Origin of the sequence: Micromonospora sp. NPDC049679, assembly GCF_040659735.1 — a bacterium.
Lineage (GTDB): Bacteria > Actinomycetota > Actinomycetes > Mycobacteriales > Micromonosporaceae > Micromonospora_I.
Genome location: NZ_JBFANZ010000064.1, coordinates 1 through 16,448 on the forward strand (window position 1 = coordinate 1; position 16,448 = coordinate 16,448).

Annotated in this window: 13 protein-coding genes and 1 tRNA gene; 9 read left to right on the plus strand and 5 right to left on the minus strand. The window is 70.7% G+C overall.

Features of this window, described 5'->3' with window-relative positions; all coding sequences use genetic code 11:
- Positions 1-399: squalene/phytoene synthase family protein (locus tag AB0J06_RS25245; RefSeq protein ID WP_357431986.1), on the plus strand; the 399-nt coding region annotated here is incomplete at its 5' end.
- Between the two features lie 73 nt (positions 400-472).
- Here AB0J06_RS25245 and AB0J06_RS25250 read toward each other — a convergent pair.
- The gene (locus AB0J06_RS25250) at positions 473-1,579 is read right to left on the minus strand and encodes a serine hydrolase domain-containing protein (protein ID WP_357431988.1); all 1,107 of its coding nucleotides are present in this window, start codon (positions 1,577-1,579) and stop codon (positions 473-475) included.
- 142 nt (positions 1,580-1,721) lie between these two features.
- Between AB0J06_RS25250 and AB0J06_RS25255 the strand changes: the two genes are divergently transcribed.
- The 7 genes from AB0J06_RS25255 to AB0J06_RS25285 all read left to right on the plus strand — a co-directional run bounded on the left by AB0J06_RS25255 (position 1,722) and on the right by AB0J06_RS25285 (position 11,744).
- A complete protein-coding gene (locus AB0J06_RS25255) occupies positions 1,722-3,080 on the plus strand; it encodes an NAD(P)/FAD-dependent oxidoreductase (RefSeq protein WP_357431990.1) in 1,359 nt (452 codons plus the stop codon).
- A 56-nt stretch (positions 3,081-3,136) separates the two neighbouring features.
- Complete coding sequence (locus AB0J06_RS25260; protein WP_357431992.1) at positions 3,137-4,147, plus strand: LacI family DNA-binding transcriptional regulator; 1,011 nt, start codon at positions 3,137-3,139, stop codon at positions 4,145-4,147.
- Positions 4,148-4,339: 192 nt separating this feature from the next.
- The gene (locus AB0J06_RS25265; protein ID WP_357431993.1) at positions 4,340-5,695 is read left to right on the plus strand and encodes an extracellular solute-binding protein; all 1,356 of its coding nucleotides are present in this window, start codon (positions 4,340-4,342) and stop codon (positions 5,693-5,695) included.
- Positions 5,696-5,756: 61 nt separating this feature from the next.
- Positions 5,757-6,668 carry a sugar ABC transporter permease gene (locus AB0J06_RS25270; RefSeq protein WP_357431995.1) on the plus strand — a complete coding sequence of 304 codons (912 nt, stop codon included), beginning with the start codon at positions 5,757-5,759 and terminating at the stop codon, positions 6,666-6,668.
- 18 nt (positions 6,669-6,686) lie between these two features.
- Positions 6,687-7,649, plus strand: coding sequence for a carbohydrate ABC transporter permease (locus AB0J06_RS25275; protein ID WP_357431997.1), 963 nt, complete (start codon positions 6,687-6,689; stop codon positions 7,647-7,649).
- 29 nt (positions 7,650-7,678) lie between these two features.
- Positions 7,679-9,325 (plus strand): glycoside hydrolase family 13 protein, encoded by a 1,647-nt coding sequence (locus tag AB0J06_RS25280; protein ID WP_357431999.1) that lies wholly within the window; start codon positions 7,679-7,681, stop codon positions 9,323-9,325.
- A 58-nt stretch (positions 9,326-9,383) separates the two neighbouring features.
- Positions 9,384-11,744: a discoidin domain-containing protein gene (locus AB0J06_RS25285; protein WP_357432001.1), complete on the plus strand. Its 2,361-nt coding sequence runs from the start codon at positions 9,384-9,386 to the stop codon at positions 11,742-11,744.
- 25 nt (positions 11,745-11,769) lie between these two features.
- On the opposite strand, the gene AB0J06_RS25290 is transcribed toward AB0J06_RS25285, so the two are convergent.
- The 3 genes from AB0J06_RS25290 to AB0J06_RS25300 form a co-directional block, all read right to left on the minus strand.
- A complete protein-coding gene (locus AB0J06_RS25290; protein WP_357432003.1) occupies positions 11,770-12,552 on the minus strand; it encodes a crotonase/enoyl-CoA hydratase family protein in 783 nt (260 codons plus the stop codon).
- Between the two features lie 103 nt (positions 12,553-12,655).
- Positions 12,656-13,114 carry an ATP-binding protein gene (locus tag AB0J06_RS25295; RefSeq protein ID WP_357432005.1) on the minus strand — a complete coding sequence of 153 codons (459 nt, stop codon included), beginning with the start codon at positions 13,112-13,114 and terminating at the stop codon, positions 12,656-12,658.
- A 200-nt stretch (positions 13,115-13,314) separates the two neighbouring features.
- Entirely contained in the window at positions 13,315-14,385 is a 1,071-nt protein-coding gene (locus AB0J06_RS25300; protein ID WP_357432007.1) for an NAD-dependent epimerase/dehydratase family protein, read from the minus strand.
- A 102-nt stretch (positions 14,386-14,487) separates the two neighbouring features.
- On the opposite strand from AB0J06_RS25300, the gene AB0J06_RS25305 reads away from it, so the two are divergent.
- Positions 14,488-15,339, plus strand: coding sequence for a Rieske (2Fe-2S) protein (locus AB0J06_RS25305; RefSeq protein WP_357432009.1), 852 nt, complete (start codon positions 14,488-14,490; stop codon positions 15,337-15,339).
- Positions 15,340-15,723: 384 nt separating this feature from the next.
- On the opposite strand, the gene AB0J06_RS25310 is transcribed toward AB0J06_RS25305, so the two are convergent.
- Positions 15,724-15,799: transfer RNA gene (locus tag AB0J06_RS25310), tRNA-Lys, on the minus strand.
- Positions 15,800-16,448 lie beyond the last annotated feature (649 nt).

Here is a 16,448-nt window from a genome sequence, read left to right on the forward strand (position 1 = left end):
GAAGCACGGTCGCGACGGCCTGGCCGGCGAACCGCCGGGGCCCCGGCACAGGAGGAGTGTGATCCGTGGAGCCGGCGGTGGAGGTCGCGGACCCGCGCGGCCACCCCGCGGATCAGGGAGCTGATCGAGTACGAGGTGAGCCGGGCCCAGGCCCACTACGTGGCCGCCGCGCCCGGCGTGACCATGCTCGCACCCGCCTCACAGGCGTGCATGCGCACCGCGTACCACCTTTACGGCGGCATCCTCGACGAGGTGGCGGCGGCCGGCTACGACGTCTTCCGTCGCCGCGCCGTGGTGCCGTCCCTGCGCCGGGTGGGCGTCGCCGCACGCTCGCTGCTGACCGGTCCGTGCAACCCGGTACAGGTACCCGGACCGCTCGCCGCGTCCCCCCGCCCATGATCCGCGTGATCAGGGGGCAGCTTCCGCGGGTCGTCGGCGTGCTGCGTGCGCTACTCCCTGATCACGCGCATCTTCACAGGCAGCTGTGCAGCGCCTCGGTCAGCGCGTCCACCCGGTCGAAACCGCCCAGCCGTCGCGTCACGTACGCCAGCGTGTAACCCCGCGCCGGATCGGCGTACGCGAGATTGCCCCCGATCCCGCCCATGCCCCAGCTGCCGTCTTCGTCGATCTGCATGCCGAGGCCCCACCGCACCGGATTGCCCAGCAGCAGGTCCGGCCCCGCGTACTGCACCCGGGCCAACTCGCTGACCGTGTTCTCGCTGAACAGCCGGACGCCGTCCAGGACGCCGCCGGCGAGGAGACCCGCATAGAGGCGGGCGAGCCCGGTGGCGGTGGCGTGCAGGTTGACCGCGGGCAGCTCCGCGCGCCGCCAGAGCGGGCTGTTGAGCACGTCGAGCTGAAGAGCGCCGGCCGGATTGCCGAGCCCCCGCGCACGCAGCGAGCCCGGCTCGCCGAGGATCCGGGTGGGCCAGTCCGGATCCGCGTACTCGAGATCGGCGGCCCGCGCCTGGTCGGCGGGGGAGAGCCCGAAACCGAGGTCGAGCCGCCACGGAGCCGCGATCTCCTCGGCGAGGAAGCGGCCGATCGGCCGGCCGTCGATGCGGCGGACCAGCTCGCCGGCGAGGTGCCCGTAGGTGAGGGCGTGTTCGGCCGCCGCCGTGCCGGGCTCCCACAGTGGAGCCGCCGCCGCGAGGTCCCCGGCGAGCAGCGCCCAGTCCGCCAGGTCCGCCGCGGTCCTGGGTACGGGGAAGATCGGCAGTCCCGCGGTGTGCGCGAGCGCGTGCCGCACGGTCGCTTTCCCCTTGCCGGCGACGGCGAACTCGGGCCAGTGTCGGGCGATCGGGTCGTCCAGCCCGAGGAGTCCCCGGTCGTGCAGCAGCAGTACGCAGAGCGCGGCGACCGGCTTTGCCACCGAGTACGTGTTGACCAGCGTGTCCGCGGTCCACGTTGCGTCCGCCGGGCCGCCTCGTCGGCCTCCCACGAGGTCGATGACGAGTCGCCCCTGGTGGGTGACGGCGAGCGCGGCGCCGGACTCGGCGCCGCTGGCGAGGAGTTCGTCGAAGGCGGCGCGCACCGGGGCGAACAGCACGTCGACGTGGCCGGCGCTGGGTTGTGTCATGGCGTCACCGTACGGTCGGGCGGAAGATCCGCGTGATCAGGGAGCGCGGGCACGGCGCGCCGACGAAACGCGCGACGTGCTCCCTGGTCCACGCAATCGTGGAGGCCGGGCGAGCGGGCGGTTCCGGTGGGATGCTGGCCGGATGAGCGACTTCGAACAGGTCGATGTGGTCGTCGTCGGGCTGGGTGTCGGTGGCGAGGAGGTCGCCGGCAAGCTCGCCGGGGCCGGGCTGAGTGTGGTCGCCGTCGAGCAGAACCTGGTCGGCGGCGAGTGCCCGTACTGGGGATGTGTGCCGAGCAAGATGATGATCCGGGCCGCGGGTGCGCTCGCCGAGGCGCGCCGGGTGAACGGGCTGGCCGGGCGGGCGCAGGTGCAGCCGGACTGGACGCCGGTCGGCAGGCGGATCCGGGACGAGGCCACCGACACGTGGAACGACAAGGTCGCCGTGGAGCGGCTCACCGGCAAGGGTGCGCGCTTCGTCCGGGGCTCCGCGATCATCGCCGGCCCGGGTCGGGTCCGTGTCGGTCAACAGGACTTCCAGGCTCGGCGGGGGATCGTGCTGGCCACCGGCACCTCGGCCGCGATCCCGCCGATCGACGGGCTCGCCGGCACGCCGTACTGGACCAACCGGGAGGCGATCGAGGCGGAGGCCGTGCCGGAGTCGCTGGTGGTCCTCGGCGGCGGGGCGATCGGGCTGGAGTTGGCGCAGGTGTACGCCCGGTTCGGCGCTCGGGTCACCGTGGTCGAGGCGGTCGACCGGCTGCTCTCGGCGGAGGAGCCGGAGTCGTCGAGGGCGGTCGAGCGGGCACTGCGGGCGGACGGGATCGACGTGCGCACCGGGGCGTCGGCGGAGCGCGTCGAACACGACGGCGGGGGGTTCACGGTGCGGCTCGCCGGGGGCGGGTCGGTGGCCGGAGAGCGGCTCCTGGTGGCGACCGGACGCCGTCCGCGACTGGCGGACCTGGGGCTGGAGACGGTGGGGCTGGACCCGGCCGCACGCGCCGTCGCGGTGGACGAACGGCTCCGCGCGGGCGACCGCATCTGGGCCGTCGGCGATGTGACCGGGCAGGGGGCGTTCACGCACGTCGCGATGTACCAGGCGGGCATCGTCGTGCGCGACATCCTCGGGCAGGAGGGGCCGGGCGCGGACTACCGCGCCCTACCGCGGGTGACGTTCACCGATCCGGAGATCGGTGCGGTCGGGCTCTCCGAGCGGCAGGCCCGTGACCAGGGGATCCGGGTTCAGGTCGGGTACGCGGAGACGGGTGCGCGCGGCTGGATCCACCAGGCGGGCGACGACGTGTTCGTCAAGTTGGTGGCCGACGCCGACCGGGGGGTGCTGGTGGGGGCGACCTCGGCCGGGCCGGCCGGAGGCGAGGTGCTGGGCGCGTTGGTGGTGGCGGTGCACGGCGAGGTGCCGCTCGAGAAGCTGCGGCACATGATCTACGCGTACCCGACGTTCCACCGTGGAATCGAGGACGCGCTCCGTACGCTCAAGTGACGTCGTACGTCATACGGTTGTAAATTTCTTGCACGTTTTTGACGTACGATTGCGGCGTGACGAGACGACTCACCGAGGTTGCCCGCAAGGCCGGCGTCAGCGAGGCGACGGTGAGCCGGGTCCTCAATGGCCGTGAGGGTGTCTCCGAGGCGACCCGGACCGCCGTTCTCACCGCCCTCGACGTGCTCGGTTACGAGCGCCCGACCAAGCTGCGCGGCGAGCGGGCACGGTTGGTCGGGCTGGTGCTGCCGGAGCTGCAGAACCCGATCTTCCCGGCGCTGGCCGAGGTGGTGACCGGCTCGCTCGCGCAGCGCGGCTTCACCCCGGCGCTCTGCGCGCGGACCATCGGCGGCGTGTCCGAGATGGACTACGTGGAGATGCTTCTGGATCACCAGGTCTCCGGGGTCATCTTCGCGGGTGGTTCCTACGCGCTCGCCGACGCGAAACACGACCACTACCGCCGTCTCACCGAGCGTGGACTGCCGGTCGTGCTGGTCAACGCCGGTGTTGACGAGTTGGGCTTTCCGCGGGTGTCGACGGATGACGCGGTGGCGGTCGAGCAGGCGTACGGGCATCTGCGGTCGCTGGGGCACGAGCGGATCGGCATGGTGCTCGGCCCGGCCGACCATGTCCCGTCCCGGCGCAAGCTCGCGGCCATGACGCAGGTGGCCGGCTGGTCGGACCGGGACGACCAGGCGGCCTGTGTCCAACGGTCCAGCTTCTCGATGGAGGGGGCGCGGGTCGCCGCCGCCAAGCTGATCGAGCGCGGCGTGACCGGCATCATCTGCGCCAGCGACGTGCTCGCGCTGGGGACCATCCGGTCGGCCCGTCGGCTCGGTCGGCGTGTCCCCCAGGACGTCTCGGTGGTGGGTTTCGACGACTCGGCGATCATGACCTGCACCGACCCGCCGCTCACGACGGTGCGCCAGCCGATCGAGACCATGGGGCAGGCGGCGGTGGATCTGCTGGTGACGCAGATCGAGGGTGCGGGCGTGACGCCCGACGAGCTTCTCTTCGAGCCGGAGTTGGTGGTGCGCGGCTCGACCGCGCCGGCACCTCGGCGCTGACCAGCGTCAATGCAGAAAACGCGAGGGCGGACCGGGACGGTCCGCCCTCTGCTCTGTCCGCCTCGCCCGTAGTCGCAAATTTTCTCATCTCAGTCGAGTTATTGCGGTCATCGATGCGTCTTTGTATCGTCATCGCCACGAAACACGGCAGCTACGAGCCACGTCACACCCCATCTCCCGAAGGGTGTTGCCATGCCCAGATCCACCCTGCGCGGCGCCGTCGCGGTGCTGCTCGCCGCCGGCGTCGGACTCTCCGCCGCGGCCTGCTCCGGGAACGACGAGAAGCCGGCGGCCGACGGCAAGGTCACCATCACCGTGAACGGTCTGCCCCCGGCCACCGAATCCGCCAACCACCAGCGTTTCCTCGACAACGTCGCCGAGTTTCAGCGGCAGAACCCGGACATCACCATCGACGCCCGCGAGGGAAAGATGGACCCGCAGACCTTCGCCGCCAAGCTCGCCGGTGGCCAACTGGAAGACGTTTTCTACGTCTACTTCACCGACCCGGCCAACCTCATCGCCAAACGCCAGGTCGCCGACATCTCGACGTACCTCGCCGACTTCCCCGCGACAAAGCAGGTGAAGCCGGAGCTGATGAAGGTCTTCTCCGGACCGGACGGCAAGGTCTACGGACTGCCGTACAAGAACTACTCCATGGGCCTGCTCTACAACCGCGCCCTCTTCACCAAGGCCGGTCTCGATCCGGACGCCCCGCCGCGCACCTGGGCCGAGGTACGCACGGCCGCGCAGAAGATCGCGGCGCTCGGCGACGGGCACGTCGGGTACGGCGACTACAGCAAGAACAACACCGGTGGCTGGCACTTCACCGCCGAGCTCTACTCGGTCGGCGGTGATGTCGCCGTCAACTCCGGCGGCAGATGGCAGGCCGCGTTCAACAACGACAAGGGCAGGCAGGTCCTCCGGCAGCTCAAGGAGATGCGCTGGACGGACGACAGCATGGGCAGCCGGCAGCTGCTGGACTGGGCCGACCTGCTGCAGCTGATGGGGTCCGGCAAGCTCGGGATGTACGTGGCCACCGCCGACAACATCCCGACCATCGTCAACCAGTACAAGGGGAGCTTCGCCGACTACGGCCTCGCCCCCATCCCGGACGGCAGGGGCACCCTCGGCGGCGGTGAGGGCTACATGTTCAACGCCAAGGCGACCCCGGAGAAGATCCGGGCCGGGCTGAAGTGGCTCACCTTCTGGTTCACCAGCCCGGAGCGCTTCGCCGCGGAGAACAAGTGGTCGGCGGAGAACAAGCTGCCGGTGGGACTGCCGGAGCCGCAGATCTTCACGGGCGAGGGGGCCGCGAAGCAGGCCGCGGCCGACAAGCAGTACGCCAACGTGCCGCAGGCGAACTACGCGCCGTTCGTCAGCGCGATGAACAACGTCCCGGTCAAGCTCGAACCGCCGAACGCGCAGCCGGTCTACGCCGCGCTGGACGTGGCGATGCAGAAGGTGCTGACTGATCGGAACGCCAACGTGGACCAGTTGCTGGCGGACGCGGAAAAGCAGGTCAACAACATCCTGTCCACCGTGAAGTAGCCGGCGGGGGCCGCCGGCCGCGGCGCCCCCGCCTCACCCCTGCCGCGCAAGGAAGGCCTCGATGACCGTCCTCACGCCCGGGCTCCGCGACGCGCGCCGCGCCCGGCTACGCCGGAAGATCCAGGACAACCTCCTGGCGTACGCCTTCATGGCGGCCGGCATCGTCTGCTTCGCGCTCTTCTCGTGGTATCCGCTGGTGCGCGGCGTCCTGCTCAGCTTCCAGCAGGTCAACTTCGTCACGGATCCGTACTGGGTGGGGCTGGACAACTTCCGGGCGCTCTTCGACGACCCGCTCTTCTGGACCGCCTGGCGCAACACCATCCTGTTCACCGGGCTCGCGCTGGTCTTCGGCTACCTCGTGCCGCTCGGACTCGCGATCCTCCTCAACGAGCTGCGGCACTTCGCGGGTTTCTTCCGGATGGCGGTCTACCTGCCGGTGATGCTGCCGCCGATCGTGGTGGTGCTGCTCTGGAAATACTTCTACGACCCCGGCAACGGCCTGTTCAACACCGTGCTGCGCGGGGCGCACCTGCCCGAGTCGCAGTGGACCCAGTCCTCCTCGACGGCGATGATCTCGTTGGTGCTCGTCTCGACCTGGGCCAACCTGGGCGGCGCGACGCTGATGTATCTGGCCGCGCTGCAGGGGATCCCCGGCGAGCTCTACGAGGCGGCCGAGCTCGACGGCGCGACCGTGTGGCAGCGGCTGCGCCACGTCACCGTCCCGCAGCTCCGCTTCGTCATGCTGGTCCTGTTGCTGCTGCAGGTCATCTCGACCATGCAGGTCTTCATCGAGCCGTACCAGCTCACCGGCACCACCAACCCGGACACCGTCACGGTGATGGTGCTGGTCTACCGGTACGCCTTCACCGTCAATCACGACTTCGGGCTCGCCGCGGCGATGAGCGTGCTGCTCTTCGTCGTGCTGGGGGCCTTCTCCGCGCTGTACCTGCGGCTGACCCGCACCCCCGACTGACGGCGCAAGGAGACGATCATGGCTATCACCGCCCCGCCCCGACCGCCGGTGCCGAGCGTCGCCCGCGCCGGGCTCCGCCGCCGGGCGGCCGGCCGCAGCGCCGCCACCAGGACGTTGATCTCCGACGCCGAGCTGAACCGGGGTCGGGGGCGTTTGCTCTACGTCGCGACGCTCACGCTGGTGACGCTCCTCTTCGCGCTGGTCTTCCTCTTCCCGCTCTACTGGATGGTCACCGGCGCGGTGAAGACGCCGTCCGAGTTCGCGCTCACGCCGCCGACCTTCGTGCCGCGGAGCTTCGAGCCGGAGACGTACGCCCAGGCGTGGACCGAGATGCGCATCGCCCGCTACTTCACCAACACCGTCTTCTACGCGCTCGGCGGCTGGCTCATCCAGCTCGTCGTGGACGTCGCCGTCGCGTACGCGCTCTCCAAGCTCCGTCCGTTGCTCGGACGACTCGTGCTCGGTCTGATGCTCGCCAGCCTGATGCTGCCGGCGGCGGCGCTGCTGGTTCCCGCCTACCTGACCGTGAGCAACGTGCCGATCGTCGGGGTGAACCTGCTCAACACCCCATGGGCGCTCTGGCTGCCGGCCGCGGCCAACGCGTTCAACATCTATGTGCTGAAGCGGTTCTTCGACCAGATCCCCGACGACCTGCTCGATTCGGCGAGCCTCGACGGCGCCGGGCGGCTGCGCATGCTGTGGAGCATCGTGCTGCCGCTCTCCCGGCCGGTCCTCGGCGTCGTCTCGATCTTCGCGATCATCGGCATCTGGAAGGACTTCCTCTGGCCGCTCCTCGTCCTGCCGGAGCCCGAGGCGCAGACCCTCAGCGTCGCGCTGAGCCGGTTGTCGAACACGAGCCAGGTGCCGCCGACCGAGATGATGGCCGGCCTGGTCATCGCCGGCCTCCCGATGATCGTCATCTTCCTGATCTTCCAGCGCAGCATCATCGGCGGTCTCTCCGCCGGCGGCATGAAGGGCTGACGCCGTAACCGACCAGAAAGCAGGTGCCCGTGTCCACAGCAGACAGCCGCCCGTGGTGGCGGGATGCGGTGATCTACCAGGTCTACCCGCGCAGCTTCGCGGACGGCAACGGCGACGGCATCGGCGACCTCGCCGGCGTACGGGCCAAGCTGGACCACCTCGCCGGGCTCGGCGTCGACGCGGTGTGGTTCAGCCCCTGGTATCCGTCGCCGATGGCCGACGCCGGCTACGACGTCGCCGACTACCGGGACATCGACCCGGTCTTCGGCACCCTCGCCGAGGCGGAGGAGTTGATAGCGCAGGCGCACGCGCTCGGCATCCGCGTCATCATCGACGTCGTACCCAACCACTGTTCCGCGGCGCACCCGTGGTTCCGAGCGGCGCTGGCCGGTGGGCCGGAGCGTGATCTCTTCTGGTTCCGCCCCGGCCGTGGCCCCGGCGGAGACCTTCCGCCCACCGACTGGGTCTCCAACTTCGGCGGCCCGACCTGGACCAGGACCAGCAACCCGGACGGCACCCCCGGCGACTGGTACCTCCACCTGTTCGCGCCCGAGCAACCCGACTTCAACTGGGACCATCCGCGGGTTCGGGCGGAGTTCGAGGAGATCCTGCGCTTCTGGCTCGACCGTGGCGTGGACGGAATCCGCATCGACTCGGCCGCACTGCTGATCAAGGACCCGCTCCTGGCCGACGTCGAGGCGGCGGCGCGCAATCCGTACACGGATCTGGACGGCGTGCACGAGATCTACCGGAGCTGGCGGCGGATCGCCGACGGCTATCCGGGGGAGCGGATCCTGATCGGTGAGGTGTGGCTCCCCGACCAGCGGCGCTTCGCCAACTACCTGCGCCCCGACGAGCTGCACACGGCCTTCAACTTCGACTTCCTCTGCTGCCCGTGGGAGCCGGCGCGATTGCGTCAGGTGATCGACGAGACCGTACGGGCACACGCGCTCGTCGGCGCCCCGGCCACCTGGGTCCTCTCCAACCACGACGTCACCCGGCCGGTCACCCGCTACGGGCGCGAGGAGAGCTCGTTCAGTTTCGCGGACAAGCGCGAGGGGGTGCCGACCGATCTCGAACTGGGGGGCGCGCGTGCCCGCGCCGCCGCGCTGCTCTGCCTGGCGTTGCCCGGATCGGCCTACGTCTACCAGGGCGAGGAGCTCGGTCTCTGGGAGGTCGAGGACATCCCGTACGAGCTGCGCCAGGACCCGATGTGGCACCGCTCCGGCCACGTCGATCCGGGCCGGGACGGGTGCCGGGTGCCGCTGCCCTGGTCCGGCGTGGAGCCGCCCTTCGGGTTCAGTCCGCCCGGCGCCACCGCCACCCCGTGGCTGCCGCAGCCGGCGGACTGGAAGGACCGCACGGTGCAGGCGCAGCGCGGCGACCCGCACTCGATGCTGGAGCTCTACCGGTCGGCACTGCGCATCCGGCACAGCGAACCGGCGCTCGGCGACGGCGGGCTGCGCTGGCTCCCCGCGGGGGACCGCGTGCTCGCCTTCGCCCGCGACCCCGAGACCACGGGCGCGGTCGTCGCCTGCGTCGTCAACCTCTCCGACCGCTCCGTGCCGCTGCCGGCGTACGACACCCGTCTGCTGTCCAGCGGGCCGCTCGACGGCGAGCTGTTGCCGCCCGACACCGCCGTCTGGCTGCACATCCAACCAGCCGAACGGAGGTAGCGATCCACAGAACCGCACGGGGGACCTGGCCAACCTGACGAAAGGGAGAGCACCGCTCATGGCCGACACCACCGCCGGCGCCCCCGCGCCCGGCACCGCTCCCGCCCGTACCCATCTCCGAACCGCACGCCCCCGCGTGGCCGTCCTCGCCGCGCTCGCCGTCGCCGCCGTCACCGCCTCCGCGATCACCGTTCTCTCCTGGTCCGCGGCGCCGCCGGCGAACGCGGCGCTCTCCCCGGTCGGGATCCCGGGACGCGGCGCGACCGTCCCCTTCCTGGAGCAGGAAGCCGAGGATGTGGCCACGAACGGCACCGTCATCGGCCCGAACCGGATCTACGGCACCCTGCCCTCCGAGGCGTCCGGCCGCCGCGCGGTCACCCTCGACGCGGTCGGTGAGTTCGTCGAGTTCACCCTGACCGCCCCGGCGAACGCCATGGTGCTGCGCTACAGCCTGCCGGACAACGCCGCCGGCACCGGCATCACCGCCCCCATCGACCTGCGCGTCAACGGCAGCAAGCTGAAGGACCTCAGCCTCACCTCGAGGTACGGCTGGTACTACGGCGGCTATCCGTTCAACAACACCCCCGGCGGCGCCAACCCGCACCACTTCTACGACGAGGTGCGGACCATGTTCGGCTCGACGCTGTCGGCCGGCGCCAAGGTGCGGGTACAGGTGTCGTCGACCGCGATCTCGCCGACCTTCACCATCGACCTCGCCGACTTCGAGCTGGTCGCCGCCCCGATCGCCCAACCGGCCAACTCGATCTCGGTGCTGAGCCACGGCGCCGACCCGAGCGGGGCGGCGGACTCGACCGCGGCGATCCAGGCGGCGGTCAACGCCGGCGCCAGCCAGGGCCGCGAGGTCTGGATCCCGCAGGGCCGCTTCAAGGTCACCGGCCACGTCATCGTGGACCGGGTCACCCTGCGCGGCGCCGGCCCCTGGTACAGCGAGCTCGCCGGCAACCGGGTCGGGGTCTACGGCAAGTACGTCAACCAGGGCGGTCCGAGTCAGAACGTGGTCCTGCAGGACTTCGCGATCCTCGGCGAGGTGATGGAACGCAACGACAACGACCAGGTCAACGCCATCGGCGGCGCGATGAGCAACTCGCTGGTGTCGAACGTCTGGATGCAGCACAACAAGGTCGGGGCCTGGATGGACGGCCCGATGACCAACTTCACGATCCGCAACAGCCGGATCCTCGACCAGACCGCGGACGGGGTGAACTTCCACTACGGCGTCACAAACTCGACCGTGGAGAACACGTTCGTGCGCAACATGGGCGACGACGGCCTCGCCATGTGGGCGGAGAACGTGCCCAACGTCAACAACACCTTCAGGTTCAACACGGTGGGCGTGACGCTGCTGGCCAACAACATCGCCATCTACGGCGGCCGGGACATCAAGGTCACCGACAACGTGGTCGCCGACACCGTCACCAACGGGGGCGGAATCCACGTCGGCAACCGCTACCCCGGCGTCAACTCCGGTAACGGCACCGCCGTCTCCGGCACGTTCACACTCGCCCGCAACACCCTGATCCGCGCCGGCAACTCCGACTTCAACTGGCAGTTCGGGGTCGGGGCGATCTGGTTCAACGCGCTCAACGAGCCGATGACCGGGGCGGCCATCAACGTCACCGACACCGACATCCTCGACAGTTCCTATGCCGCGATCCACTTCATCGAGGGGACCACCAGGGGCGTCAACTTCAACAACGTCAACATCGACGGCGCGGGGACGTACGCGCTGCAGATCCAGTCGCCGGGGGCGGCCTCGTTCACCAACGTCCGGGCGAGGAACATCGCGCAGAGCAACCCGATCCACAACTGCGTGGGCAGCGGCTTCGAGATCACGCAGGGTGCCGGGAACTCCGGTTGGTACACCGCCACGCCCTATTGCGGGCCGTGGCCCGCGCCCGTGTGGGGCGGCGGACCGAGCAACCCGCCGACCACACCTCCGACCACACCCCCGACGAACCCGCCCACCAATCCGCCGACGAACGGCAACCTGGCGCGGGGACGCCCGGTCGCCGAGACGAGCCACCAGGATGTCTACGCGGCGGCGAACGCGGTGGACGGCAACGCCAGCTCGTACTGGGAGAGTGCGAACAACGCGTTTCCGCAGTCGTTGACGGTGGATCTGGGTTCGGCGCGGTCGGTGTCGCGGCTGGTGTTGAAGGTGCCGCCGGCAGCGGCCTGGCAGACCCGTACCCAGACGTTGTCGGTGCTCGGTTCGACGGACGGCTCGGGCTATTCGACGGTGGTCGGGTCGGCGGGCTACACGTTCAACCCGGCGTCGGGCAACACCGCGACCATCACGTTCCCGGCCACCAGCCGTCGCTATCTGCGGCTGACCTTCACCGCCAACACCGGCTGGCCGGCCGCCCAGGTCTCGGAGTTCGAGGTCTACGCCGCGTGACGTCGGACGGCTGCCCCGTGCCCCGTCAGCGAGGGTGCGGGGCAGCCCCCGGCACACCGCCGTGTCGGCCGGCTCCCGCCGCGAAGCGCGCCGCGCCGTCCTTCGCGTCGGCGGCCAGCGACTGCATTCCGTACGCGAGCTCGATCCGCATCGCCTCGGACTCCGGTTCGCCGGCTCCGTGCAGCAGCGCGAGCCGGTCGTTGCGCATGCACGCCTGCGGGAAACGGGCGAGCTGCGCGGCGAGTTCCTCGGCCGCGGCGCGCGACTCACCCGGGGCGACGAGCCGGTTCACCAACCCCATCTCGTACGCCTCCAGCGCCGGCACCGGCCGTCCGGTCAGGATGAGATCCATCGCGCGGCTCTCCCCGATGAGTCGGGGGAGCCGCAGCGTGCCACCGTCGATCAGCGGCACCCCCCACCGGCGGCAGAAGACGCCGAGCACCGCGTCGGATTCGGCCACCCGTAGGTCACACCAGAGCGCGAGTTCCAGGCCGCCGGCCACGGCGTACCCGGAGATCGCGGCGATGACCGGCTTGCCGAGTCGCATCCGGGTGGGCCCCATCGGGCCGTCCCCCTCGGGCTCTACGCGGTTGCCGCTCGGGGTGCCGATCGCCTTGAGATCCGCCCCCGAGCAGAACGTGCCCCCCTCGCCCCAGAGGACGGCGACCGCCGCGTCCCGGTCGGCTTCGAAGCTGTGGAACGCGTCGGCCAGGGCCCGAGCGGTAGGCCCGTCAACGGCGTTGCGTGTATCGGGCCGGGACAGGATGACCGTGCTGACCGGCCCGTTCTTGACCACCCGTACGCCCATCGCCATAGGATGCCGGCTTCCGCTCACCCCCGCACCCCCCGCGCTGGGAGAGAGCCGACCGCGTCCGGCGACCGGGGCACGAAACCGCGATGGATCGAACGGTCTAGGTAGACCGATCGAGGGCGAGTGAAACGGTGACCACCGTCCCGCCGGGCCCGGACCGCAGATCGACGTGGTCGGACAGTTGGCGAACGATCCAGAGCCCTCGGCCGCCCGGCGCCCCCTGTGGGGGCCGCTGCCGCCCCGCGCCGTCCGGATCGGCAAAGCCGGATCCGGCGTCGCTCACCTCGCAATAGAACACTCCGTCGTACTGCCACAGCCGGAGTCGGCCCGTACCTCCGCCGTGCCGGATGACGTTGCTGGCGAGTTCATGCGCGATCAGCACGAGGTCTTCGGCGAGCGTCGTGCCGGCTCCGAGCCGGGTGGCGTGTGCCGCCACGGCGGAGCGTAGGGCGTAGATGTCCTGCCGGCCGAAGCGCTGGTCAAGGTTGCTGGGCGGACTGGAGTGCCCGGCCGACCGCGCGGTCGTGCCGGTTGCCGTCGAAGGGTCAGCGCTCGCCATGGGCCAGTGTCACCCGGGTGCTCGGGACCTGCGTCGGGGCGGTCATGGTCAACCGGTGCGATCGTCGGGGCTCGGAGCGTGCGATGGCGCTAGCCATTCGAGTGCCTCCAGGTCGGCGACGGCGACTTATCGACGAAAGCGGCCAGAGCCGGCAGCGTAGCGCATTCGTACCCGTCGCAGGGGAAACCGAACCGCGCAGGTCAGGCAGGGTTGCCGTGGCCGGGTAGCCGGTCGATGAGGCGTCGCACGGTCCCGGGCGCGACGCGCATGGACGGGCTCGCCGTACCCGCTCCGGCGGCCATCCCCGTGATCAGCTCGCGCAGCGCCTGCCGCGCGTCGCGCCGCGGCTGCCAGCCGAGCTCGTGGTGGGCGCGTGAGCAGTCCATGAGGGGAGCCGCCGCGGCCAGGTCGAGCCAGCCGGGTTCGGTGGGTTGCAACCGTGCCCACCAGGCCCCCGCGGCCAGCGCCCGCAGCACCGGCAGCGGCACCGGAACCGCGCGGCCCCGCAGCTCGGCGGCGAGCATCGGTCCGTCGAGCACCGGCTCCGCGGCGATGTTGAAGGGCCCGACCACATCACCGCGCAGAGCCTGGAGGTACGCCTCCGCGACGTCATCGGCATGCACGGCCTGCACGCGGAGCCGCCGGTTGGCGGGTACGACGGGCACGCGCCGGCGGCGCAGCAGCGAGACCGGCGCCAGCGGACCGAGGAAGTAGCGGGTGAGCTCGGCTCCCGCGTCCCGCTGGAAGACCAGGGCCATCCGCATCCGCACCACCCGGAGCTGCGGGTTCTCCCGCTCCACTCCGTCCAGCACCGCCTCGACGGCCGCCTTGTCCACGCTGTAGTCGGAGCGGGGCACTCCGGTCACCGGCCAGTTTTCGTTGATGTGGCGGTTCTTGGGGCCGGGGGCGTAGGCGCCGACCGACGAGGCGTAGACCATTGTGGAGATGCCGCTGCGCCGCATCGCCTCGAGCACGTGCCGCGTCCCCGTGACGTTCGTCCGGCGCAGCCGCTCGCGGTCGTGGCTCGGCTGGATCTGCCACGCGAGGTGTACCACCGCGTCGACCCCGGTGAGCCAGTTCGTCAACTCGTCGACGCTCGCCGGCTCCGCGATGTCCACGGCGTGCCATTCCACCCCGTCGTACGGGGCGCCGACGCCGGGCAGCGGGGTTCGGCGGGCGGTGCCGAGCACCTCGATGTCGGGTTCGGTAGCGAGGCGGCGCAGCAGGGCGGTCCCGACGTTGCCGGTGGCTCCGGTGATCGCGATGCGCATGGCGGGTATCTACCCCTGAGCCTGCGGCCCATGCCTCGATACCGGCGCTACCGCCCAGATTTGACCCGTTTGTGGGGGTCGACGCGGGGAATACAGCGCGCTGTGCGGAGAGTGTTGACGAGGCTGGAGCAGGCGTCGGGGCTGGACAGGGTGAGCGACCGACTGCAGCGCGCCATCGACCGGTCGTTCGGGCCGAAACGGGTCAGAGATGTGCTGCACGGGGTGTGGCTCGGCCATCCGCTGCACCCGGCGCTGGTGCAGGTGCCGGTCGGGGCGTGGCTGAGCGCCGCCGTGCTGGACCTGATGCCCGGTCAGCGGCGGGCCGCGACCGTACTGGTCGCCACCGGCACGGCTGCCGCCCTTCCAGCCGCCATCACCGGGGCCAACGACTGGGCCTCGCTCTCCCGTGAGCAGCGCCGCGTCGGTCTGGTCCACGCGATATCGAACACTGTCGGTCTGGCGCTCTACACCGGCTCGCTCGCCGCGCGGCTGACCGGTCGGCACGGCAGCGGACGTGCGCTGGCCTATCTCGGCCTCGCGGCCGCCTCCGGTGGGGCCTACCTCGGTGGACACCTCGCCTACAAGCAGGGGGCCGGCGTCAACCAGTCGACCCCGTCACTGCACCGGATCACCGAGGGCTGGCACCCGGTCGCGGATCTGGCCTCACTTCCCGAGTCGACCCTGGTCGCCAAGCAGGTCGACGAGGTGCCCGTGCTGGTCTACCGCGACAGCGACCACGTCACCGTGATGCTCGCCCGCTGCGCCCACCAGAACGGCCCGCTCGATCACGGCACGATCGTCAGCTCGAACGGACACGCCTGCGTCGTCTGCCCGTGGCACGGCAGCGCCTTCCGGCTTGCCGACGGCACGGTAGCGGCCGGACCGGCGGCGACCGATCAGCAGGTGCTGCGCAGTCGCGTGGTCGGCGGCGTCCTGGAGGCGCAACTGCCCTGATCGGAACGCGCGGCGGCGTCGGACCGTCCGCCGCTCCGACGGCCGGGACGAAACGCGCAGGCGGATCTCATGGACGATCGGACGCCTCACCGGCGCGTCCCGTGACTGCCTCTGCTGCGACCCGGTGAGGTCCGTCGTGCTCCGCCTGGCCTGTACACAGGCCGAGAGGGCGCCGACGCGGCGAGCGACCGGATTCGGTTTCGTGCTCGACCGTTTCGGGGTCACCGCTGTCAACTGGGCGGGCCGCGACGGCGGCCCCGCCGCACTGCCGTGTCCCGGAGCCCCCCGGGTGGCGGGGCGTGGGGTCACGACGCTGACGACAGTGGGGGTCGAGAGGTGGGTGTCCGGGGCGGTCAGAGGATGACCGCCCCGCGGCGTTGGTGCTGGTGGGCCGCCAGGGACTCGAACCCTGAACCCGCGGATTAAAAGTCCGCTGCTCTGCCAATTGAGCTAGCAGCCCGCGCAGGCAAGGCTACCGGACCGCCTCCTCGCGTGGCGCTCGGCTTTCGATGCGTTTCAGGTGCGGGTCGCGGCACGACTGCCACCCGGAGCGTCTCCGCCCGCCCTTCGTGGCGAGCCCGGCCCCGTCGCCGATGGTTCCCCCGCGCACCGAGAGCCGGCAGGCCGCGGCGCCGTGTCGCGACCTACGGGAATGACTGTGCGGGGCCGCTGGTTGTGCACACCGATGACGTACGGCGGTCGCGCAGCGCCGGGGTCCAGCTGACAACGCCGATGACCTGCTCCCTCGGGGGAAAAGGAACCGAGTCGGGTACCGGATGCGGAATGCTCGGCGGGTCGGGACGGTTGTGTACTGGTACGACGGTGAGGTCGGGTCGACAGTGATGGGCGCTGATTTGCTTCCTGTCGACGAGCCGCGTAACTTTCTCTCTGCCCGCAGGGGAACGGACGAGACGGTAGAAATGCCGGAGGCCGGAGCTGTGGGAACTTTCCGGGTTCGTGTTGGGTTTTGCTCAACGTGAGGCTGGTTCCGGGTGGTGCGATCGGCTGGTTTGAGATCGCGGTGCTGACCGGGTAGAGTGTTGGGGCCGGCAGGAGCCGGGCGGATGTGCCGCAGTGATGTGGTGATCGGCCGGTCTGCGGTTTCTCCC

What these genes read in the sequence shown, in the direction of transcription:
- AB0J06_RS25270 (WP_357431995.1), top strand. Translation starts at nt 5,757, where the DNA reads ATGACCGTCCTCACGCCCGGGCTCCGCGACGCGCGCCGCGCCCGGCTA.
- AB0J06_RS25290 (WP_357432003.1), bottom strand. Translation starts at nt 12,552, where the DNA reads ATGGGCGTACGGGTGGTCAAGAACGGGCCGGTCAGCACGGTCATCCTG.
- AB0J06_RS25285 (WP_357432001.1), top strand. Translation starts at nt 9,384, where the DNA reads ATGGCCGACACCACCGCCGGCGCCCCCGCGCCCGGCACCGCTCCCGCC.
- AB0J06_RS25275 (WP_357431997.1), top strand. Translation starts at nt 6,687, where the DNA reads ATGGCTATCACCGCCCCGCCCCGACCGCCGGTGCCGAGCGTCGCCCGC.
- AB0J06_RS25255 (WP_357431990.1), top strand. Translation starts at nt 1,722, where the DNA reads ATGAGCGACTTCGAACAGGTCGATGTGGTCGTCGTCGGGCTGGGTGTC.
- AB0J06_RS25250 (WP_357431988.1), bottom strand. Translation starts at nt 1,579, where the DNA reads ATGACACAACCCAGCGCCGGCCACGTCGACGTGCTGTTCGCCCCGGTG.
- AB0J06_RS25295 (WP_357432005.1), bottom strand. Translation starts at nt 13,114, where the DNA reads ATGGCGAGCGCTGACCCTTCGACGGCAACCGGCACGACCGCGCGGTCG.
- AB0J06_RS25265 (WP_357431993.1), top strand. Translation starts at nt 4,340, where the DNA reads ATGCCCAGATCCACCCTGCGCGGCGCCGTCGCGGTGCTGCTCGCCGCC.
- AB0J06_RS25300 (WP_357432007.1), bottom strand. Translation starts at nt 14,385, where the DNA reads ATGCGCATCGCGATCACCGGAGCCACCGGCAACGTCGGGACCGCCCTG.